The sequence below is a fragment of the Pseudoalteromonas sp. GB43 genome (assembly GCF_054923805.1).
The window spans coordinates 32124-53816 of sequence record NZ_JBPCHJ010000001.1; the positions used below are offsets into that span (position 1 = coordinate 32124).

At 39.1% G+C, this 21693-nt stretch carries 23 protein-coding genes and 3 pseudogenes; 22 read left to right on the plus strand and 4 right to left on the minus strand.

Translation table 11 applies throughout. From position 1 onward, the window contains the following. Window positions 1–25 precede the first annotated feature (25 nt). A pseudogene (bioA, locus tag ACRWSG_RS00175) lies at window positions 26–1320 on the minus strand (adenosylmethionine--8-amino-7-oxononanoate transaminase). A gap of 98 nt (window positions 1321–1418) precedes the next feature. Here bioA and bioB point away from each other — a divergent pair. The 6 genes and pseudogenes from bioB (at window position 1419) to htpX (ending at window position 6118) form a co-directional block, all read left to right on the plus strand. Beyond that, window positions 1419–2459, plus strand: a complete 1041-nt coding sequence (gene bioB / locus ACRWSG_RS00180; RefSeq protein ID WP_105180849.1) for a biotin synthase BioB — start codon at window positions 1419–1421, stop codon at window positions 2457–2459. Window positions 2460–2466: 7 nt separating this feature from the next. Then, window positions 2467–3600, plus strand: a complete 1134-nt coding sequence (locus tag ACRWSG_RS00185) for an aminotransferase class I/II-fold pyridoxal phosphate-dependent enzyme (protein WP_462165304.1) — start codon at window positions 2467–2469, stop codon at window positions 3598–3600. Further along, on the plus strand, window positions 3597–3791 hold the full coding sequence (locus tag ACRWSG_RS00190) for a hypothetical protein (RefSeq protein WP_462165305.1): 195 nt from the start codon (window positions 3597–3599) through the stop codon (window positions 3789–3791). The genes ACRWSG_RS00185 and ACRWSG_RS00190 overlap by 4 nt, the downstream gene beginning before the upstream one ends. Before the next feature lie 11 nt (window positions 3792–3802). Further along, window positions 3803–4387 carry a methyltransferase domain-containing protein gene (locus ACRWSG_RS00195; protein ID WP_462165306.1) on the plus strand — a complete coding sequence of 195 codons (585 nt, stop codon included), beginning with the start codon at window positions 3803–3805 and terminating at the stop codon, window positions 4385–4387. 13 nt (window positions 4388–4400) lie between these two features. Continuing rightward, window positions 4401–5084: a dethiobiotin synthase gene (gene bioD / locus ACRWSG_RS00200; protein WP_054553900.1), complete on the plus strand. Its 684-nt coding sequence runs from the start codon at window positions 4401–4403 to the stop codon at window positions 5082–5084. A gap of 174 nt (window positions 5085–5258) precedes the next feature. Continuing rightward, window positions 5259–6118 (plus strand): annotated as a pseudogene (gene htpX, locus ACRWSG_RS00205) (protease HtpX). A gap of 40 nt (window positions 6119–6158) precedes the next feature. Here the strand turns inward: htpX and ACRWSG_RS00210 are convergent. Then, on the minus strand, window positions 6159–6359 hold the full coding sequence (locus tag ACRWSG_RS00210) for a hypothetical protein (protein WP_462165307.1): 201 nt from the start codon (window positions 6357–6359) through the stop codon (window positions 6159–6161). Between the two features lie 80 nt (window positions 6360–6439). Here ACRWSG_RS00210 and ACRWSG_RS00215 point away from each other — a divergent pair, with 80 nt between their 5' ends. The 10 genes from ACRWSG_RS00215 (at window position 6440) to ACRWSG_RS00260 (ending at window position 13231) form a co-directional block, all read left to right on the plus strand. Next, window positions 6440–6919, plus strand: a complete 480-nt coding sequence (locus tag ACRWSG_RS00215; RefSeq protein ID WP_462165308.1) for a GNAT family N-acetyltransferase — start codon at window positions 6440–6442, stop codon at window positions 6917–6919. An 82-nt stretch (window positions 6920–7001) separates the two neighbouring features. Then, entirely contained in the window at window positions 7002–7433 is a 432-nt protein-coding gene (locus ACRWSG_RS00220) for a DUF3859 domain-containing protein (protein ID WP_054553896.1), read from the plus strand. Between the two features lie 21 nt (window positions 7434–7454). Further along, window positions 7455–7865, plus strand: coding sequence for a GFA family protein (locus ACRWSG_RS00225; protein ID WP_462165309.1), 411 nt, complete (start codon window positions 7455–7457; stop codon window positions 7863–7865). A 5-nt stretch (window positions 7866–7870) separates the two neighbouring features. Next, window positions 7871–8185 (plus strand): antibiotic biosynthesis monooxygenase family protein, encoded by a 315-nt coding sequence (locus ACRWSG_RS00230; protein WP_462165310.1) that lies wholly within the window; start codon window positions 7871–7873, stop codon window positions 8183–8185. A 98-nt stretch (window positions 8186–8283) separates the two neighbouring features. Then, window positions 8284–9250, plus strand: a protein-coding gene (locus tag ACRWSG_RS00235; protein WP_462165311.1) for an IS630 family transposase whose coding sequence is annotated in 2 segments (ribosomal slippage) — window positions 8284–8682 and window positions 8684–9250 — 966 coding nt in all. Because the reading frame shifts where the segments join, the coding sequence is not laid out codon by codon here. A 332-nt stretch (window positions 9251–9582) separates the two neighbouring features. Continuing rightward, complete coding sequence (locus ACRWSG_RS00240; RefSeq protein WP_054553893.1) at window positions 9583–9942, plus strand: group I truncated hemoglobin; 360 nt, start codon at window positions 9583–9585, stop codon at window positions 9940–9942. Continuing rightward, complete coding sequence (locus ACRWSG_RS00245; protein ID WP_462165312.1) at window positions 9933–10823, plus strand: GGDEF domain-containing protein; 891 nt, start codon at window positions 9933–9935, stop codon at window positions 10821–10823. Before ACRWSG_RS00240 ends, ACRWSG_RS00245 begins: the two co-directional genes overlap by 10 nt. 502 nt (window positions 10824–11325) lie before the next feature. Then, window positions 11326–11505 carry a hypothetical protein gene (locus ACRWSG_RS00250; RefSeq protein ID WP_194441444.1) on the plus strand — a complete coding sequence of 60 codons (180 nt, stop codon included), beginning with the start codon at window positions 11326–11328 and terminating at the stop codon, window positions 11503–11505. Between the two features lie 193 nt (window positions 11506–11698). Continuing rightward, window positions 11699–12214, plus strand: a complete 516-nt coding sequence (locus tag ACRWSG_RS00255; protein ID WP_194441445.1) for a hypothetical protein — start codon at window positions 11699–11701, stop codon at window positions 12212–12214. A 759-nt stretch (window positions 12215–12973) separates the two neighbouring features. Further along, window positions 12974–13231, plus strand: a complete 258-nt coding sequence (locus ACRWSG_RS00260) for a nuclear transport factor 2 family protein (protein WP_462165313.1) — start codon at window positions 12974–12976, stop codon at window positions 13229–13231. 191 nt (window positions 13232–13422) lie between these two features. Here the strand turns inward: ACRWSG_RS00260 and ACRWSG_RS00265 are convergent, their stop codons facing one another. Then, window positions 13423–14631: a porin gene (locus ACRWSG_RS00265; protein ID WP_462165314.1), complete on the minus strand. Its 1209-nt coding sequence runs from the start codon at window positions 14629–14631 to the stop codon at window positions 13423–13425. Window positions 14632–14802: 171 nt separating this feature from the next. Beyond that, window positions 14803–15324 (minus strand): TetR/AcrR family transcriptional regulator, encoded by a 522-nt coding sequence (locus ACRWSG_RS00270; RefSeq protein WP_054553889.1) that lies wholly within the window; start codon window positions 15322–15324, stop codon window positions 14803–14805. A gap of 204 nt (window positions 15325–15528) precedes the next feature. Between ACRWSG_RS00270 and ACRWSG_RS00275 the strand changes: the two genes are divergently transcribed. The 6 genes and pseudogenes from ACRWSG_RS00275 to ACRWSG_RS00300 all read left to right on the plus strand — a co-directional run bounded on the left by ACRWSG_RS00275 (window position 15529) and on the right by ACRWSG_RS00300 (window position 21624). Further along, complete coding sequence (locus tag ACRWSG_RS00275) at window positions 15529–17115, plus strand: ABC-F family ATPase (protein WP_462166872.1); 1587 nt, start codon at window positions 15529–15531, stop codon at window positions 17113–17115. 412 nt (window positions 17116–17527) lie between these two features. After that, entirely contained in the window at window positions 17528–18010 is a 483-nt protein-coding gene (gene purE / locus ACRWSG_RS00280) for a 5-(carboxyamino)imidazole ribonucleotide mutase (RefSeq protein ID WP_054553887.1), read from the plus strand. A 1-nt stretch (window position 18011) separates the two neighbouring features. Then, a pseudogene (locus ACRWSG_RS00285) lies at window positions 18012–19160 on the plus strand (5-(carboxyamino)imidazole ribonucleotide synthase). A gap of 186 nt (window positions 19161–19346) precedes the next feature. Then, complete coding sequence (locus ACRWSG_RS00290) at window positions 19347–19535, plus strand: DUF2798 domain-containing protein (RefSeq protein ID WP_267874653.1); 189 nt, start codon at window positions 19347–19349, stop codon at window positions 19533–19535. Further along, a complete protein-coding gene (locus ACRWSG_RS00295) occupies window positions 19532–20464 on the plus strand; it encodes a YeiH family protein (protein ID WP_462165315.1) in 933 nt (310 codons plus the stop codon). The genes ACRWSG_RS00290 and ACRWSG_RS00295 overlap by 4 nt, the downstream gene beginning before the upstream one ends. Next, on the plus strand, window positions 20461–21624 hold the full coding sequence (locus ACRWSG_RS00300; protein WP_462165316.1) for an endonuclease/exonuclease/phosphatase family protein: 1164 nt from the start codon (window positions 20461–20463) through the stop codon (window positions 21622–21624). The genes ACRWSG_RS00295 and ACRWSG_RS00300 overlap by 4 nt, the downstream gene beginning before the upstream one ends. The last annotated feature ends 69 nt before the right edge of the window (window positions 21625–21693 follow it).

Sequence of the window (21693 nt, forward strand, 5' to 3'; positions counted from 1 at the left end):
AGAAAAGGAAGCATCAGCTTCCTTTTTAGCAATACGCCTGCTGTTCTATGGCTGCATAAATAGCATTGCATAACTTAGTTAAGCTTTGTTCGTCGCTTATGTAAGGCGGCATCAAATAAATTAACTTACCAAACGGGCGTATCCACACACCTTGCTCGATAAAAAAGCGTTGAATCTTTGCTACATCTACACTTCTATTAAGCTCTACAACACCAATTGCCCCCAATGTTCGCACATCAGTGACTGCATCGAGCTGCTTACACTTTGCAAGTTGCGCTGTCAGTACATCATTTATGTGTTCAATTTGCTCTTGCCAAGGTTGCTCGAGCAGTAAATCAATACTCGCACAGGCTGTAGCACAGGCAAGCGGGTTACCCATAAAAGTTGGTCATGCATTAATACGCCGGCTTCACCTTCACTAATGCCAACAGCGACGTTGCTGGTGGTTAATGTTGCTGATAGGGTCATCATGCCGCCCGTTAATGCTTTGCCAATACATAAAATATCAGGCTCTATGTTGGCGTGCTCAACAGCAAACAAGGTGCCGGTGCGGCCAAAGCCTGTGGCGATTTCATCACAAATAAGTAAAACATCATACTTATCACACAGAATGCGTAGGTGCTTTAAGTAATCAGGGTGGTAAAAATTCATGCCCCCAGCATTTTGAACTATGGGTTCAATGATAAATGCCGCAACATCGTGGTGGTGAGCTGCAAAGTAGCTTTCAAGCGTATCAGCTTCAGCAGGGCTAAACTCGCCATTAAATTTAGCACTCGGCGCAGGTACAAAAACATGTTCAGGTAAAAATCCTGAGTACATACTGTGCATTGAATTAACCGGATCGCAAACGCTCATCGCTGCAAAGGTATCGCCATGGTAGCCCTTAAGCGGCGTCATTAACTTTTGTTTACTGGTGTAACCTTGGCTAAGCCAGTACTGCAAGGCCATTTTTATGGCAACTTCAACACTCACAGAACCACTGTCGGCTAAGAACACCTTATCGAGTGATTCAGGCGTGATACTGACTAGCTTTTTACACAGCTCAACAGCGGGCTCATGAGTTAGGCCACCAAACATGACATGACTCATTTTGCTAACTTGCTGGGTGATTGCTTCATTTAAAACAGGATGGCAGTAACCATGGATGGCACTCCACCAAGAGGCCATACCATCTATTAGGCTTTCGCCTGTTTCTAAGAAAATACGATTTGCATTGGCATGACTGACTGGGTAAACGGGAAGGGGCCGAGTCATAGAAGTATAAGGGTGCCAAATATGCTCACGATCAAAATCTAAATCTATTGGTTGTTTATTAATCATATGTAAACTTTATATCACTTCGATTCGTTGACAATGTTACGTCAAGTCGTAGACTAAGCCAATCTAACCGTCCCAATAATTTAAAAAAAGAGACTATTATGGAGCACGCAGTTGTCCGTCACGATTGGACTCACCAAGAAGTAAAAGCATTATTTGAAATGCCGTTCAATGATTTGTTATTTAAAGCGGCTAGCGTACATCGTGAAAACTTCAATCCAAATGAAGTACAAATTTCTACTTTATTATCGATTAAAACTGGTGCTTGCCCAGAAGATTGCAAATATTGCCCTCAGTCAGGTCATTATAAAACTGATCTAGAGCGTGAACGTTTAATGGAAGTCGAAAAAGTGGTCGAGCAAGCGCGTGTTGCCAAAGAAAAAGGCGCAACTCGTTTTTGTATGGGCGCTGCGTGGTCTGATCCGAAAGAACGTGACATGCCATACATCGAAAAAATGGTCAAAGAAGTGAAAGAGCTTGGGCTTGAGACCTGTATGACCCTTGGCATGTTAGATAATGACAAAGCTCATGCATTAAAAAACGCGGGTCTTGATTACTACAACCATAACCTAGATACATCACCTGAGTATTACCAACAGATCATTACAACACGTACTTACCAAGACCGTTTAAATACCATTGATAATGTGCGCGATGCCGGCATGAAAGTGTGCTCTGGCGGTATTGTGGGTATGGGCGAGCAGGCTGCTGACCGTTTTGGTTTATTAATGCAATTAGCAAATTTACCGCAGCAGCCAGAAAGTGTACCAATTAATATGTTGGTTAAAGTGAAAGGTACGCCACTTGAAGATGTCGAAGACTTAGATCATTTTGAGTTTATTCGTACTATCGCAGTTGCACGTATTATGATGCCGAAAAGCTATGTTCGTTTATCAGCGGGTCGTACGGCGATGAACGAACAGATGCAATCTATGTGTTTCTTTGCTGGTGCTAATTCAATTTTCTACGGTGATAAACTACTGACTACAGAAAACCCTGAAGCAGACGCTGACATGATGCTGATTAAAAAATTAGGCATGAATCCAGAAACACGTGAAGATTACTCAGATGAAGCAGTAGAAGCATCGCTTTCATCAAAGGTTGCCGATAAAGCAACATCTGAATTATTTTACGAAGCGTAGCAATTAAATGGCTTTTGATTTTATTGCCGAGCATCTTGTTGAGCGAGAAGCTGATGCATTACTGAGAAAGCGTCAACTTGTTGAGCAATCAAGCGGGCGCTTTATACAGGTTGCAGGCAAACAGTATTTAAATTTTGCCAGTAATGACTACCTTGGCTTTGCGGATGATTTTATTGAAATACAAGCGCAGCAACTAGGTAGCCACAGTTCAGCGCTAGTAAATGGTTATAATCAAGCGCAGCAAACGCTTGAGCAGCGTTTATGCGAGTTATTAGGCTATGAAAGCGCCATGTTATTTAATAGCGGATTTAGTGCTAATAGCAGCGTATTAAAAGCATTGTTTCAAGATAAAACCGTGGCGCAATCATCGGCAATATTTCAAGATAAGCTCAATCATGCCAGCTTAATTGATGGCGGACTTCATTCTGCCGCTGCCATGGTGCGCTTTAATCATAACGACCTTAAGCATTTAGAATCTCGGTTACAAAAGTCAAAAGCCAAGCATAAGCTCATAGTGAGCGAAGGGGTATTTTCGATGGATGGCGATCAAGCCCCCATTGAAGCACTCTGTAAACTCGCTAAACAATACAACGCGTGGCTGATGATTGACGATGCCCATGGCTTTGGCGTATTGGGCGAGCAAGGTTTAGGAAGTTGTGAGGCAATCAAGCCTGATTTACTGATCATCACCTTTGGCAAGGCACTAGCAAGTAGTGGTGCTTGCCTGCTTGCATCAAAACAAATAATTGATTACATGCTGCAGTTTAATCGCGAATACATTTATTCAACGGCAATGTCACCACTGATGGCAAGTTGTACTCTAGAGCGACTCGAAAAGTTATTAAAGGCGGATAAGAGACGCGCTCAGCTTTCAGATAATATTGCCTACTTTAGAGCGCTTGCCAAAGAGCATAACTTGGCATTAATGGAATCAACAACGGCAATTCAGCCTTTGGTATTGGGCGATGCAGAACACACGCTTGCCGTTGCTAATAAGCTTAAAGGTAAAGGCGTGTGGTTAACCGCTATTAGACCGCCCACGGTGCCTTTTAATACGGCACGACTTAGGGTAACCCTAAGTAGCGCACATAAAGCTGACGATATAAAACAGCTGGTTGATTCGCTAGTGGAGTGTTTATGAGTGTTCAACTTCAAGCGCCTTTAAGCTTTCAACGCAGTAATAAGCTAACAACGCAAACTAAGTTCTCTAAAGCGGCTGCAAATTACGCGAGCCATGCTAATGTACAAAAACAAGCGGCTGCGCATTTATTCAAAATGATGGCAAGTAAACATCAGCAGGGTACTTGCCTTGATTTAGGGGCTGGACATTAGTTAACACAGCAATGCTTAAAACACATTTTGATACTGTATTGGCAATGGATTTAAGTCATTCCATGCTAAGCACAGAGCAAAACCCGCGTTGTTTAAAAGTGTGTGCTGATATGGATAACCTACCATTACAGCAAAACGCCCTTGATTGTGTGTTTAGTAATTTTGCAATGCAATGGTCTGCTGACTTAGAGGCACTATTTAAAAATCTTTTTTCTGCATTAAAAGCGGGCGGTAAGGTTTATTTAAGCTGCGTGGTAGATGGATCGCTCAAAGAGATCAAACAGGCTTTTGCTTGTTTAGACGAGCAAAACCATATTAATCAGTTTCATAGTGCTAGACACATTATTGAGTATGCAAAATTGGCGGGGTTTAAACTGAATTTTGCAGCCGATAGATGTTACATAGATGCCTATAACTCTCCCTTAGAAGCACTGCGCTCGATAAAAGCGATTGGTGCTACATCATTGCAAACTAGGCAAAAGCGCCAAGGGTTATTAACAAGGCAGGCACTTAATAGTGTTTGTAGGGCATACCCTCTGGTTGATGGGCATGCTAGAGTGAGCTATCAAGTTGTCCTTTTAGAACTAGAAAAATAGAATTAACTCAAAAATGAAAGAATTTTTTATCACGGGTACAGACACCGATGCCGGAAAAACCCATGTCACCAGTTTATTATTAAATTTACTAGCGCAACATAAACAGCGTGCGGTTGGTTTTAAACCTATTGCAGCAGGTGCCGAAGAAGCATTTGGTCAGCTAGTCAATGATGATGCATTAACCTTAATGGAAAGCTCATCAATTGGGGTTAAATATAACATAGTTAACCCCTTTACCTATGAGCCACCCATTGCACCGCATATTGCAGCTGCCCAAGTAGGTGACAGACTGACCTTTGACAAGCTCGATGCTGCTTATGCGAATGTAAAAGCACTCAATACCGATTATATTCTTACAGAAGGTGCAGGCGGTTGGTGTTTACCTATCAACGAAACCGATTTACTCTGCGATTGGGTTAAATCACAAAACCTTGATGTTGTTCTAGTAGTAGGCATGAAGCTTGGTTGCCTTAATCACGCACTATTGACAGCTGCTCACTTTAAAGCGCTCGGTGTAAATTGTGTGGGTTGGATTGCAAATCATGTAGACCCAAACATGCGTGAACAAGAGGCCAATTTAGAAACACTAAAATCAGCATTGCCTTTCCCGCTTTTAGCGATTAGTCCGTATACAGACGGCACCCCTAAATTAAAAATTTACAAAACCTTACTTGAAATTTTATCTATTAACCCATAATAATTGAGTTGTTACTTTTGACATACTCTGTCACAATTGGTTGCAATTAGTTCCTTGCAACCAATTGCATAAGCCCTAAACTGAGTTGGTAGAACACCCAGATAATTTTATTAACTAACGATTTTTAACCATGTCGTTAGTTAATACAATTGGTATGTTTATTCTGAGGTTTTTATGAAGCGTGTATTTTTGTTTCTACTGACTAACTTAGCGGTAATGCTAGTGTTAGGTATTGTGTTGTCTATTGTGATGAGCGTACTGGGTATTAGCCATCGCAGTCTAGGCGGCATTTTAGTTATTTCGACCGTATTTGGTTTTGGTGGCTCGTTTATTTCGTTATTTATGTCGAAATGGATGGCAAAAAAATCAACCGGTGCACATGTTATTGAACAACCTCGTTCTGAAACAGAACAATGGTTAGTTTCGACGGTAGCAGCGCAAGCTAAAAAAGCAGGTATCGCGATGCCAGAAGTGGCTATTTACGATAGCCCTGAAATGAACGCATTTGCGACCGTCCAAGCAAGAACAACTCGCTGGTGGCTGTGAGCACAGGTTTATTACATAACATGAATCAAGATCAAGCTGAGGCGGTATTGGCTCATGAGGTGTCACACATTGCAAATGGTGACATGGTAACGCTGACACTTATCCAAGGTGTAGTGAATACCTTTGTTATCTTTATGGCGAAAGTATTGGCAGGTATTGTTGATAACTTCCTTAATAGTGATGAAGAAGAGGGTGGTAGTAGCTGGACTTACTTCTTGTTCGATATGATTTTCCAAATGTTATTTGGTGTTCTAGCAAGTGTGATTGTTGCTTACTATAGCCGTAAACGCGAATTCTCTGCGGATGCCGGTGCAGCAAAACTAGTAGGTGCAGACAAAATGCGTAGCGCCCTTGAGCGTTTAAAACAAAACCACCCATCACAACTAGAAGGTTCAATGATGGCGTTTGGTATTGCAAGCGGTAAAGGTGTTGCTGAGTTATTCTCATCACACCCACCACTTGATGAGCGTATTAACGCATTACGTTAATTTAAAGACGAAAAAGCCAGCTTGATGCTGGCTTTTTTTATTATTGGTTTTTCTCTCGCTCGAGTTGTTGTGGCAATAATACCTCAACAATTTCACGGTCCGGTAAGGTATACCTTACGCCATCAAACATCACAGAAGTATGTTCATCAATACTTGTGATCCCTGTTAAGGTCCAGCCTTCACCGCGCTCTTTACAGTAAACTGTAGTGGTAGGTTGAATTACTTTAAATTCTTCACTCATCGAACTTAATCTAATTGCTTGAAATTGCGTTTATAGTAAGACAATAATGCCAGCCCATAAAGCAAAAAGAAGAAATTAACGTGTCTAGCCACGATGACTTAGCCTTTGACTTACGCCCCATTCGTCATAAAGATTGCCAAGCAATTTGGGATATTTTAAAAGATCCGCAAGTACAATCGTTTAATGATTACGGCGCTGATATAACGAAAGGTGACGTGTACGACTTTATTCAAGGCGACATAGAACGTTTTTATAATCAACAAGGCATTCGTTTAGTTATTGTTTTACGAAGTAGTGGGCAGGTTATTGGCAGCGTAGGCATATTTAACATAATTGACGGGCAGGGCATGTTGGGGTTTGAGTTGTCGTCACAATACTTTGGCAAAGGAATAATGCAAAAGGTACTAGATATGCTATTTGAAAAACTGACGACCTTTGTACCTGCTCCGTTAAACAGTGTGTTAGCTTTAGTTAACCCTAATAATAGCGCAAGTATTAAACTTTTAACTAAATGTGGCTTTCAACAACATGACACTCACTGGGTAAAATACGTTAGCTAATTACTATAATAGTACAATCTTGTTCTGCTAGGGTTGCTACTATAAAATAGCGCCTCATTTTTAAAAAGGAGCGCTTGCAGCTATGGCAAAAGCAAAGCCAATTACCAGTATTGAAAGTTACGGCATTTACAGTCATTGGGATGCAAAAGAGAAAGACCTGCCTCAAATCACCGAGTTTACAACAGACGTTCCTGCACAGTTAGATATTGAATTTGGCTTTATAGTTAACATTAAAAAGGCCAAAGGACAAAAAATTAAATTTTGCGTTTACCACCCAGATATTCCGGATGAAGATGGCGAGATCATGCCACCGTTTGAGGGCGAACAGTACGTTAAAACAAACGATTGGCAGTTTTATTTAGGTGATACGATATGGGCACCTGTTGACAATAAAGTAGGTATTTGGCGCATGACTATTGAGTTAAATGGCCATATAATTGCTGATAAATCCTTTAACTTATTAAAGGAAGCCGAAGGCACTGCCACTGAATTTTGGAAGCATCGCGGTTATTAATCTTTAAACCTGAGAGGGACTATGTATCAAGGAAGTTGTTTATGCGGCGAAGTAAAAGTAACTATTGCTGGTGGTATAGACTCAATTATTCATTGTCATTGCTCCTTATGTCGAAAAAACTCAGGCACAGCCTACGCAACCAATGGCTTTATTCAACGAGATGGTTTTAACCTCACAGAAGGAAAGCAGCATCTAAGCGCGTTTGAATTTAAACCCGGTAGAATTCGTTATTTTTGTAGCTGTTGTGGCTCGCCTATCTATAGCGAGAATAAAGATGACCCAAGCCGCTTACGTATTCGCTTAGGTTTATTAGATAGCGATATAAACGAGCGCCCAATCAGTCATAACTTTGTAAGCTCTAAAGCAAATTGGGATACATTTGACGAAAAAATTCCATGTTATGATGGTTTTGAACCAAGTAGGGGGAAGTAACAGCCATGATAGCGAATACACCAAAACCCCCTTATTACGCCGTGATTTTTACGAATACCTTATCGGATGATACCGCCGGTTATGAAGAAGTGGCAAATAGAATGGTTGAACTTGCAGAGCAACAACCTGGGTATTTAGGTATAGAGTCTGTTCGTGATAGTTTGGGAATTACAGTGTCGTATTGGCAAAGCTTAGATGCAATAAAAGCCTGGAAACAAAACGTTGAGCACTTAAACGCCCAACAGCTCGGTAGAGACAAATGGTACAGCGCCTTTACAACGCGTATTGCTAATACCATTCCGCTTAAATATCTGATCTAATATAGGCTATATAAAATCACCGGCTAATAACATTGAATTCAAACATATCTGAACAGCTTTTAGCGCTTTCTCGAAAAGAACCAAACGCACGAAAACGCATGCGATTGCTCGCAGTGTCTTTATTTTATGAGGGTAATAGCCGAACCGATATTGCAAAACGTCTAAACACTGCAAGAAGTAGTGTGAATAAATGGGTTTCTAGTTACCTAGAGTATGGGCTTGATGGTTTAGACAATAAGCCTATTCAAGGACGTCCATCAAGGCTGCAACAGCGGCAACTTGAACAACTGTCTGAATTTATAAAGCGCACGAACACAGAACTACGTGGTGGCCGCCTTACCGGTGAAGACATTGTGCATTACATTCACACTGAATTTGGTGTTCATTACCACTTAAATCATGTCTATAAAATTCTAAAGCAACTTGGCTTTAGTTGGATCACAAGCCGCTCTAAACACCCAAAACAATCATTACAGAGCCAAGAGGCTTTTAAAAAACTTCCAGCTGGAAACGATCCTTCACACACCAGGACACCTTCCTCTTGATCGGATCGACGTATGGTTTCAGGACGAAGCACGATTTGGCCAGCAAAATCCGACTACGCGCATTTGGGCTGAAACAGGCACTCGGCCACGGATTGTAAAACAACAGCAATTTGACTATGGATACTTATTTGGCGCGGTATGTCCAGCCACAAGCCATACAGAAGCGTTAGTTAGCCCATTCGTAAATAAAGAAGCAATGACGCAGCATATGCGCCAGATATCACACGCGACACCTGTTGGAAGACACGCTGTCGTGATAATAGATGGCGCAGGCTGGCACACATACGATACAGCTGCAGAATTTAAAAACCTAACCCTGATAAAGCTCCCACCTTATTCACCAGAGCTAAATCCAATAGAGCAAGTATGGAGCTGGATACGACAGCATTGTTTATCCAATAGAGTGTTTTCGGGCTATGACGAAATTGTCGATGAAGTTTCAAAGGCATGGAATCACTTTATTTCAATCCCGGATCGAGTGAAGAAAATGTGCAATCGGGAATGGATTAAATTGATTTAATCCTTATGCGGAATGGTATAAGGTAGAACGTGATTATTCATTGTAATAGCCATCAACTATAAAAAGAACACATCATACTGTTTTGAGGTTTATTTCAATTTCGGCAAATATCTTTGAATTTTAGATTTTTAAATCAACAGATATGGTGTGTAAGAGGGGGTATTAATATTCACGTGCAACAAATGAGAATAATCCCATTATTTGCTTATTCAAAAATGCAAAATCTCTTTTCCTTTCTATAATTTAAATATCAATAGCTTGCAGACTTTCTTGTCATCTTTTGTGGTGCCTTATTAGCTACTTAAATATTTATCGATAATACAGGACTCGATGTGGAATCTTCTTTGTTTATCAAATACGGTGGTTTTTCTCGAATTTATAAAGTCATAGAAAAGTTTTATGACAATATTTTGAAGTCAGAAACCCTTAATGCTCATTTTAAACATACCAACATGGAAAGGTTAATTCATCATCAAACAAGTTTTATCTCATCTTTAATGGGTGGACCTGATTACATCAGTGATGAACAGCTAGCACAAGCCCATAAAAATTTAGGTATTAATCTTAAAGATTGGCAAGAAATGATAAATATCTTGTCGCTTACATTTTCTGAACAAGGAATATCAGAAGACGACGCGAAGCAAGTCATAGCTAAGCTTGAAACAAAACGAGACTTTATCGTATGTCATTAGGGTCAGAACAAAACGACAAAAATTATTCTGTTTTAAATTATTTGCAGTTACCTGTCGTTGTTTTTTCGGCTAATGAACACAAGGAAGTATTTCAAAACAACTCATTTCAACTTGTTGCACAGCATTACCTAAATGCATCTAATAACCCAGTCAATAGACACTTAGCGCAATTAATTAGCTCAAAATTATTAAAAAACGATACAGATAAGCTTGAAGTGGAAATTAATGATGCTTCATATCGTCATATTTTTAGATTTACTGCCAATGTAGTGGGTGAGCACGTCATTGTTGAAGGTGAGGATATAACCGAACTTAAGAGAAACCAGTTTTTGTTTAACCGAACAAACACTCTCTTAGAAGACTACAGTAAGCAAATGTTTGAACTTGCTCATACTGACCAATTAACAAATGTGCCAAATAGGCGAGCCTTATTTGCAAAATTCAGTCAGTTACAATCAAATCATAAAGAATTTAGTTGTACTGTTTCAATTATCGATCTTGATCACTTTAAGCATTTTAATGATTCATTTGGCCATGATTTTGGCGACCAAGTATTAGTCACCTTTGCAAAGCATGTAAAACATAGCATTGATGATACGTGTTACTTTGCAAGACTTGGCGGTGAAGAGTTTTGCCTTATCCAAATAAACAATAAAGACACGGTTTGTTTTGCCAATACAGAAACACTACTTCAAACAACTAAGACCATAAAGCTAATGACACCTGATAACTCAAATATAGGTATGTCGTTTAGCGCAGGTGTTGCTGTGTATGGTAAAGACGGCATTTCACTTGATGAACTTTTGAATAATGCTGATAAAGCACTTTATATTGCCAAAGAGAATGGCCGTTCGCGTGTAGTAAAGTTTGAAGGTGCTTAAAACGCTAAATTGATTACTGATACTTAATACATTTTAGATTCGCTAAAAGTTTAACTGCTGACTTTATTTCTAACTCCTATTTATCACAACATATGTAACGTATAGGCTAAGTTCTAAAGTAAAGTATGATCCAACACTTGGTTTTATCTGAAATTAGAACCCTCTATTGTAAATCTTTCATTTGCCTAGCAATTAGCTAATTACTCTGGTAGGAAGAAATATTCAAAAAGTGAACTGTCATGTTTAAATAAACACGCTATAAGTTAGCTATAAGCATATTTTTGGACATAGTATTATGTGTATCAACCTAGATTCATTTGAAGTTTTTAATCTTGTGTTGGGTAGCCGTTCAAGTTTACCTGCTGAAAATCATGAAAAAGGAAGTGTTAGTTATCATATTCAAGGTTCAATTATCAAATGTATATCTGTACGTTTAAGTGAATTTTACTCTAGAGGTGAAATTTATACTGGCGATTTGTTAGTTAATTAAGAAGTTGTTGCTATGAACCGACAATTTAAACCTGAAAATATTACGCATAAGTTCTCTAACCAAACTGAATATTGGGACGATGGGGTTGAAGTGAATTATCAATTTAAAGTTGAAAACTTTAATATTGAATTTAGCTGGCATCGGCTTGCTGATAAATTAGTGCCAAACTATATCTGTATTGAAAGTGATTAGTGTACGATATGCTAACAAGCTAATTAATGTAGACAAATATTGGTTATCAGCTTTTTTACTATGTATCCTTTGCAAGAAACTAGAAATATATTTGATAATTAAATGCTGTTGAAAAGTAGTTAAAGTAGATGTCAGTTAGGCTGTTACATGCCTTAGAATAGATTTTCGCTTCTTAAGCTTTACAGGAGTTACTATGAGTCTGGAAAAAGGAATCCATATTAGAGAACTTCATAATTTTTTTAATCATATCTTCGAATATGATGTTTCAGTTTATGAAGCGTATTCAGATTTTGATAGTGACCTGAAACATTTTTCCTCTTTAAATGAAATAAAAGATTACGTCACTTATAGACTTCAGAAAACTGAAGACCATCACAAAGATATAAATTTATCATTACATTATAGAGATTCTTGCGGCCAAGTATTTATTGAAAAGCACGACCTCAACGCAGATAATTGTAATGGTGCTAAATACCGATATACCAGCGATGGGTGGGGCATTATTAACTTTAACGTATTTATTGAAGGCGACTATTTTTGTTTGTTTTGCTTAAACTGTCGTTGTGAAAAAGAAGCTAAGGAGTGGGAAGATACATTACCTGAATTTGGCAATCCTAGTTCTTGGGATTGGAAAAAAGTAAATTATCATATTAAGAGACTTACCAAATCTTATAAAAATATTCATAAAAAGCTAGCAGTAAAACTCTAAATAGACCGTGCTCTAGGGCGTATTTTAGTATGCATTGTGTTCATTCTTCACTTTGTTTAGTCTATTATTTATAGCTTGTTATTTGAGCATTAAGTTTCAATTTTATGAATAAATAGAAATTCCTTCGTATTGCTTTAATAACCTGTGTAGCAGTCTCATGTCTATTTACAGCGCTTGAGCCGAAAGCTAACCCGGCTATCAATTTGAGTGCTTTAGGTGTTATTTTTGTATTTACCATTTTGGCTCTTTTATTTGTTGTTGGCATGCAAGTTGTTAATCCACTATCAGCAAAGGTATGGCACAAGCCAGATTGGAAACGCAATCCATTCAGCTTGTAAGACCCAATACAGCTCTTTCAATCTTGCTGCGTATATAATGCTTGTTCAAGGCGCTGTTGTTTTATTTCGAAAATATTCCATTTTATTTAGAAAGCCTACTCCCGCTCGTTATAGGCGCTGGGGTACTAATTGGAATCAAGCTTGCTATGCATCTTTTTTAAGGTGAAATATGCTGAAAACATCTAATAGCAGAGTATAGATCGCTCACTATGATGCTGCTATTTCAGTCCTACCTATGCATTTTTTCTCATGTTAAGTGCTTGATAGTCGTACTTTCTTTCGTCTAGCAAATATTTAATAGCTCTGATAGAAATATCTTGTTTAGAAAAGCGAGCTTTTTTCCTTTAGTACACTGTGTAATTAGCTTGTCTTACATTTCTTAAATACAAGCATAATCAACAAATTTGTGAAGAGGTGCTAAATGTCGGTTGATTTAGAATTAAATAAGAGAAATGCTATTGAGTTTTACAAAACCGCTTATCTAGGAAATCCATCTCTAGCGGTTGAAAAGTATGTAGGCGAAATATACATACAACATAATCCTTTAGTTGGTGATGGAACAGCCTCATTCATTACCTATTTTGAAAAAATGCATAATGAATATCCAGATAAGAAAATTGATTTTGTTCGTGCTATAGCAGAAGGTAATCTTGTTGCGCTTCATACTCACCAAATATGACCTGGTAATGATCAATATGTCACCATGGATTTCTTTCGGTTTGATGAAAATGGCAAGATTGTCGAGCACTGGGATTCAATACAACAGATCCCACAAGAGACTTTGAATGGTAACTCAATGTATTGAATATGTACGTAAGTGATTTATCGCGAGTTTAAAGCCCACAATAGTGGGCTTAGTGTTTATGGTAACTACAAAGTATAATTAAATCCAATAGCTATACCGTCATCTTCGGTTTGAGACATCTGTGCTTCTTGCTCTGCGTCATTACTTGAAAAGTCACTAAAATCCTTACGAGCTTCGATATATAAAATGGTATCCTCAGCCATAAAGTAGTGCACACCTAAAACTGCAAATTGGCGTTTAAACACATCTTCAGGGTCGGCATTAAAATTAGGCTGAATAACATAGTCACTACCTGCATCAAATACGTTATAGGCAACAAAAGTACGAATGTCACTATCAAAGCGATAACTTAGAATTGACTCTAAACCAACGGCATCTTTGATTAAGCGTCCTAAGTTGTCGGTGTCGTGGTTTTCGTTTTTATTTATATTTGCTGATGCATACCAGCCTGGTTTATAAAAATCACCATAAGTAACACCAACACCATAGATAAGATCTGTAACGAGTTGATCGCGACCGTTTGCATAAACAATATCAAATTCACCTCGGTTAACCCCTGCAGTAAATTTTAAATTATTTGTTGCATTGTAGGTGATAGCCGCACCATAGGTTGAATTAAACTCTACTCTTTGAGCTGCGGCATTACCTTGATTAAATAACAGTTCACATGAACTTCGTGATATGTCTGCAATGTCGCAGGTATAAAAGTCATCTGATTTTAGTTGCGCTTGTAGGGCAAGATGAAATTTTCCCCACGTATTACGATACTGTAGTACTTTATCACCGCGACCAGTACCATTTACTGCACCGTCATCTTTATTGTAGGTATAAACACCCGCGGCGTTACCATCCCACACTAAACTGTAGTTGGTGTTATAAACAACGTCATACCATGCACCCCATTGTTTGCCTAATGTAATTTGACCATAGTCTTCATGTTTAAGGCCAACATAGCCAAGTCGGTTATATAAAAACTCATCTTGAATCGATTCAAAGCGATTATTATAAATAATGTCACTACTACCAACAGGGTTTACACCCCATTCTAATAATGCCAAGGCTTGCCAGCCATTTTTTAATTGACGCTTAAAATCTAAATTGATTCGTGATGCACCATTAACTACCTCTGTTTCACCTTGTGTATTAATAACCCTTGCATCTATAAAGCCACCTATAGTGACACTATTGGTTTGATCGTTGTAGATCTCGATGGCATTCGCTGTAGGCATGCTTATCATGCCCGCAACAAAAAAGGCAGCGTGTGTTCTTTTCATAATGTACCTTGATTAAATATTGTCCCTAATAGGTATAATTTAGTTAAGAGTCGGAGATTATCAAAGCTAAAATTGGGTCAAAAGTGAAAAATTATCATGCAACAAACCTTGTTTGAGGAAAAATTATTCACTTTAGGTTCACAATATCGAATTATCAATGAGTTAGTGAGCTTAAAATATAGACACTTTCTGACTCAGCGTTCTCAGCATCAATTTTGTATTCGGAGTTTCAGCGCCCAATCCATACAATAAGGTCATAAAATAGCAGTCGAGTAATATAGCAGCTTTAACTTTATTAAATTGGGGTTGATCGGCAAATACTAATGATTGAATTAGTTCCATGTGTTGTTGTTGAAAGGTTTTGCAGAACAAGCGTTGGCTAAAAAGCACTTTATAAAAGCGGTGATGTAAACAGTAAAATTGATAAAAGTATTGAGCATAATGATTGATTTTAAGACGAGGAGGGCGGTGAATGTCGGTTTCTTTGGCAAGTTCTAATACGTCATGAAACCTTAGATCAAGACATGCTTCTAAAATCGCAATTTTACTATCAAAATGTTTAAACAAAGTACCGATTGCAATACCACAAGTAGAAGATATTTGCCGTGTAGAGGTTTCATTGAATCCATGTTTAGAAAAAAGTTGCCAAGCAACATTTAAAATATGCTGATGTGTCTTATCGTAATTACCCATAGCTAATATCTTAATTTTTAAAGTTAAATTTAAAAGTGAGCGCGTTCACTAATAAAAGTGAGCGTGTTCACTAAATGTATACCTAACAATTTCAGTTGTAAATTGAGGAATTGATTTAACTAATCTTTCATGGCGTGCCAAGCGGCTTTAGTTTAAAATTGCCCGCAGTTTCGTTTTACTTTTTACCCGCTGGAGGGTACCGCTATCATTAGTACAGCTAATATCACCATGCAATTTGGTGCTAAACCTTTATTCGAAAATATTTCAGCAAAATTTGGCGATGGTAACCGTTACGGTTTAATCGGTGCGAATGGCTGTGGTAAATCAACCTTCATGAAAATCCTAAGTGGTGAACTAGAGCCATCTTCAGGCAATGTCAGCACAGATCCAAACGAGCGTATTGCTAAACTAAACCAAGACCAGTTTGCTTACGAAGAGTTTTCTGTAATCGACACAGTAATCATGGGTCATAAAGAGCTGTGGGAAGTAAAAAAAGAGCGTGACCGTATTTACAGCTTACCTGAGATGAGCGAAGAAGACGGTATGCGTGTAGCAGACCTAGAAACTGAGTTTGCCGAAATGGATGGTTACTCAGCAGAAGCTAAAGCAGGTGAGTTATTAATTGGTGTAGGTATTGGCACAGAGCAACACTACGGCCCTATGTCAGAAATTGCACCGGGCTTTAAACTGCGTGTGTTACTTGCGCAAGTGCTGTTTTCTGATCCAGATATCATGCTACTCGATGAGCCTACCAATAACTTGGACATTTACACCATCAAGTGGTTAGAAGACGTACTAAATCAACGCGACTGTACCATGATCATCATTTCGCATGACCGTCACTTCTTAAACTCAGTTTGTACACACATGGCTGACATCGATTACGGTGAGCTTCGTATTTACCCAGGTAATTACGATGAGTACATGTTTGCTGCAACGCAAGCTCGTGAGCGTCTACTAAGCGAAAATGCCAAGAAGAAAAGCCAAATTGCCGAACTTCAACAGTTCGTATCGCGCTTCTCTGCGAACGCTTCAAAAGCAAAACAAGCCACATCACGTGCTAAACAAATTGACAAAATTCAGCTTGAAGAAGTTAAAGCATCTTCGCGTCAAAGCCCGTTTATTCGTTTTGAGCAAGAAAAGCAATTATTCCGTAATGCCTTAGAGCTAACAAATTTAACACAAGGCTTTGAAGAAACATTATTCAGTAGCCTTGAAGGCCTAGTTGAAGTAGGCGAGCGCATTGCAATTATCGGTGAGAACGGTGTTGGTAAAACCACACTATTAAATACCCTTGCTGGTCGTTTAGCACCGAAGCAAGGTGAATTTAAATGGTCTGATAACGCTAATATCGGTTACTACGCGCAAGACCATGCTGACGAGTTCGAACAAGATATGAACTTATTCCAGTGGATGGAACAATGGCAACAAGAAGGTGACGACGAGCAAGTTGTTCGTAGTTTCTTAGGTCGTATGCTGTTTTCACAAAACGATATCAAAAAGTCAGTAAAAGTGATTTCAGGCGGTGAGCAAGGCCGTATGCTGTTTGGCAAAATTATGATGCATAAACCAAACATCTTATTAATGGATGAGCCAACCAACCACATGGATATGGAATCTATCGAAGCGCTTAACTTAGCACTTGAAGCATACGAAGGGACATTATTGTTCGTATCTCACGATAGACAATTTGTATCATCACTAGCTAACCGTATTTGGGAAATCAAAGACGGCAAAGTTATCGACTTTAAAGGTACATACACTGAGTACCTAGCAAGCAAAGAAGCTTAATTAGCTGATGAGTGATTAAAAGCCATGCATGTCATGGCTTTTTTGTGCTTCTAGAGTCGCATCTTGATGTGAGTTAAGGGATATACCCAAACCACATCAAGATACAGAATTCAGCGTTTCACAGGTGCTTAATATCAAGGCGTTACTTTGTAGAAATGGCAGTCCCTTTTAAGAAGTAACAACGATGAGAGTGAGTGCCTGTGAAGCGCCCAACGGGTTGGTTTAAAAGCGATTTATACTGCGTTATCGATTTTAACAATAGAACCACTATTATTTGCAATCAATGCCTTGCCTAAATCGCTTTTAATTCCAACTGAAACTCGCATCTTGATGTGAGTTAGGTATATAATACCCGCCACAAAATAAGGACAAAAGTCCGCTTTTTAGAAAACTATTTAACTGAGGTGTATTTATGACTGTTGGCATTATTATGGGTTCCAAATCAGACTGGCCAACGATGGAACATGCGGCGTTAATGCTAGAAAAATTCGGCATTGAATACGAAACTAAAGTTGTTTCTGCTCACCGTACCCCTCAATTACTTGCTGACTATGCAAGCTCGGCTGCAGATCGCGGCATTAAAATTATTATTGCTGGTGCCGGTGGTGCTGCGCACTTACCAGGTATGGCTGCGGCGTTTACATCACTGCCAGTTTTAGGTGTGCCAGTTAAGTCTAAAACACTTAATGGTGTAGATTCGTTATTATCTATCTGCCAAATGCCTAAAGGTGTTGCGGTAGGTACTCTTGCTATTGGTGAAGCAGGCGCTGCAAATGCTGGCCTTTTAGCGGCACAAATTTTAGGTTGCCAACAGCCTGAAATCTTCGCAAAAGTTGAAGCTTTCCGTAAAGAACAAACAGACACTATCTTAGCTAATCCTAATCCTGCAGAGTAATATGAATATTCTAATTTTAGGTGCAGGTCAGTTAGCTCGCATGATGAGCTTAGCGGGTGCACCGCTTGATTTAAATGTTGTTGCCTACGATGTGGGTAGTGAAAAAATCATTCATCCATTAACTGGTGAAGTTCATAACAGCACATTACAACAAGCTATTGATAACGCAGACGCGATTACAGCAGAGTTTGAACACATTCCTGATGATGTACTTACATTATGTTGTCAAAGCAATAAGTTTTATCCGGGTAAAGCGGCAATTAAAACAGGTGGCGATCGCGCACTTGAAAAAGCATTACTTGATAAAACAGATGTTGAATGCGCGCCTTACCAGCTAATTACAGAAAAAGAGCACCTTGTTGCTGCCGTAGAGCGTTTAGGCAAGCCGCTTGTGATCAAAACTTGCCAAGCGGGTTACGATGGTAAAAAGTAATGGCGCTTAAAGTCTGATGATCAAATTGACCAAATCTGGTCAGAAATGGCAGATTTCATTGCATCAGGCACTGAAAGTGCGCCGCATTCTATTATCGCTGAAAAGATGATCCCATTTGACCGTGAAGTATCTATCATTGGTGCACGCGACAAAGCGGGTAACACCGTTATTTATCCATTGACTGAAAACCAACACACCAATGGTGTACTTACGCTTTCAGTTGCCGGTAAAGAAAAAGCAGCAATTCAAGAACAAGCAGAGCTTGCTTTTAACAAGCTTGCGCAAGAGCTTGACTATGTGGGTGTATTAGCAATTGAGTTTTTTGACGTACAAGGTACGTTATTAGTTAACGAAATTGCGCCACGCGTTCATAACTCTGGTCACTGGACACAGCAGGGTACACATTGCTCACAGTTCGAAAACCACATGCGCGCTGTTGCAGGTTTACCATTAGGTAGTACAGCGTGTCTTCGTCCTACTGCTATGATCAACGTACTTGGTCAGCCTTCAATCCCACACTCAGTACTGGCAACGCAAGACGTTACAAGTCACTGGTATGGTAAAACGGCTAAACCAGGTCGTAAGATGGGTCATATCAATGTATCGGCTGATAACCTTCACCAATTAGGTGAACGTTTAGCGGCACTGGCTGAAATTCTACCAGAGCAAGACTACCCAGGAGTAGCTGATACCAGCACTCAACTTATTTTAAACTAATCAGTTTAAATTCTTAAAAGCCGAGTTTATCTCGGCTTTTTAATTACCCGCAAACTTCGCTAATTTTGTACCTCTTGTCTCAAAGCACTTGCGTCAGGGTCATCTTGCTATAGACTAATATTTTTATATTAATATTAGTTCGTTATGTTACACCCTCGATTAAGAACAGTCGTATTTGCGTTCTTTATGGCGCTGTTTATGTCTGGATTTATGTCTTTAGTGATCAGCATTTTTAACGTTGGTTTAATCGATAACATTACAACCATTTGGCTTAAAGCATGGGCTTTTGCATTTTGCGTGGCATTTCCTACTGTTATATTTGTTGCACCTGTGGTGCATAAGCTAACCAATAAACTTATCAGAGCACCGTTGTGATAGCCGAACGCCCAAAGCAGTTTCTATTTATTGCACTATTTTTAGTATCAGCATTACCATTTGTTGGCTCTGCTACGGCACTTGTCGTCGGTGCTTTATTTGCCATGATCTTAGGCAACCCATTTGCAGTGCAGTCACAAAAAATAAGTAAATGGATGCTAAAGTTGGCGGTGATTGGCTTAGGCTTTGCTGTTGATTTTAATCAAGTAATAGAAGTAGGTCGCAGCTCTATTGTGCTTACTATTGTTAGTATTACCGCTATTATTGGCCTTGGTGAAATTTTATCTCAGTTATTTAAGTTAAATAAAAACACCGGTGTGCTTATTTCTTTTGGTACAGCCATTTGTGGTGGTAGCGCCATTGCAGCAATGGCGCCGGTTATAAAGGCCAAAGATCACGAAGTAGCTATATCACTCGCTGTGGTGTTTTTATTAAACGCCCTTGGCTTAGTGTTATTCCCAATGATTGGTCATTACTTTAATTTGACTGAGCAACAATTCGGTGTATGGGCTGCACTTGCTATTCACGACACCAGTAGTGTAGTGGGGGCTTCTGCTGCTTATGGCGCATCAGCACTTGCTATTGCCACAACCATTAAACTAACTAGAGCGATGTGGATAATCCCTTATACAAGCATTGCGGGTGTGTTTTGGAAATCGGATGAAAAAGCCAGTATCCCATTGTTTATATTTGGCTTTTTAGCGGCGGCACTGATTAATTCAAGCTTTCCTGAGTACCAAACACTGTGGCATGCACTCAATGTGGGTGCTAAACAAGTGTTAGTAATGACCTTATTTTTGATTGGTAGTGGTTTATCTATTTCAGTCTTAAAACAAGCAGGCATTAAACCTTTTATCATGGCGATGATCTTATGGATCATTGTCAGCAGTATTATTTTACTACTTATAGTAGACGGATTTATTTCATGAAAAACGCTATATTAACTTCTTCAATAGCAATGGCTGTAGGCCTTTTTGCTAACAATGTATCGGCTGCTGATTTACGTGTTGCTACCTTTAATGTGAGTATGGATGCCACTAACTATGCTAAAAAAGGCGAAGCAATAGATAAAGATGCTCTTAGTAAAGCATTAGCCAGCAACCACCAGCAAATTCGTAACATTGCCGAAATTATTCAGCGCGTAAGACCTGATGTAATTTTACTCAATGAGTTTGATTATATTGATGCCGACAAAGGCATTAACGTATTTCGTAAAAACTACCTGCAAGTATCGCAAAATAAGCAAGTTGCCATCGATTACCCGTATTACTTTATTGCACCTGTTAACACTGGTTTACCTACTGAGTTCGACCTAGATAACGATGGTGTAAAGGGGCATTACAAAGGCGACGCACACGGCTTTGGCTTCTTTGAGGGGCATTATGCAATGGCAGTATTGTCGCGCTACCCAATCGATTTAGATAAAGCGCGTACATTACAAACATTCAAATACAAAGATATGCCAAATGCACAAATGCCTACCGACCCTAAAACAGGTAAAGATTGGTATTCTGCTGAGGAATGGCAAGCAATTCACCTAAGTTCTAAATCATTTTGGGATTTACCAATAGATGTAAAAGGCAAAACGTTTCATTTGCTTGCATCGCACCCAACGCCGCCTGTTTTTGATGGTGACGAAGACCGTAACGGTAAGCGTAACCACGATGAAGTACGCCTAGTTGCAGATTACATCAACAATGCTAACTACATTTACGATGATAAAGGTCAAAAAGGTGGCTTAAAAGCGAAAAGCCGTTTTGTTATTGTTGGTGACTTAAATGCTGCGCCAGAAGGGGGTAAGGCACGCCCGAATACCACAGACCAAATTTTAAAAAATCCATTAGTGAATACCTCTTTTACGCCAACAAGCAAAGGTGCAAAAGAATCGTATAAAGAAGATTACGCTAAAAACTATACCGCTTATTGGCAGGCTCGTGCTGATTACGTTTTACCTTCAAATTATGGTATTGAAATAAACGGTGGTGGCGTTTTTTGGCCACAGAAAAACTCTGAACTGTTCCGTTTAATTAAAGATCGTAACGCATCATCTGATCACCGTATGGTATGGCTTGATATCAGCTTAAAATAAGCTGTTATTAAACGGAAAAGTTTGACTGTTTATCCTATAAAAATTGCTATTTCATCAGTGCTTCTGCTT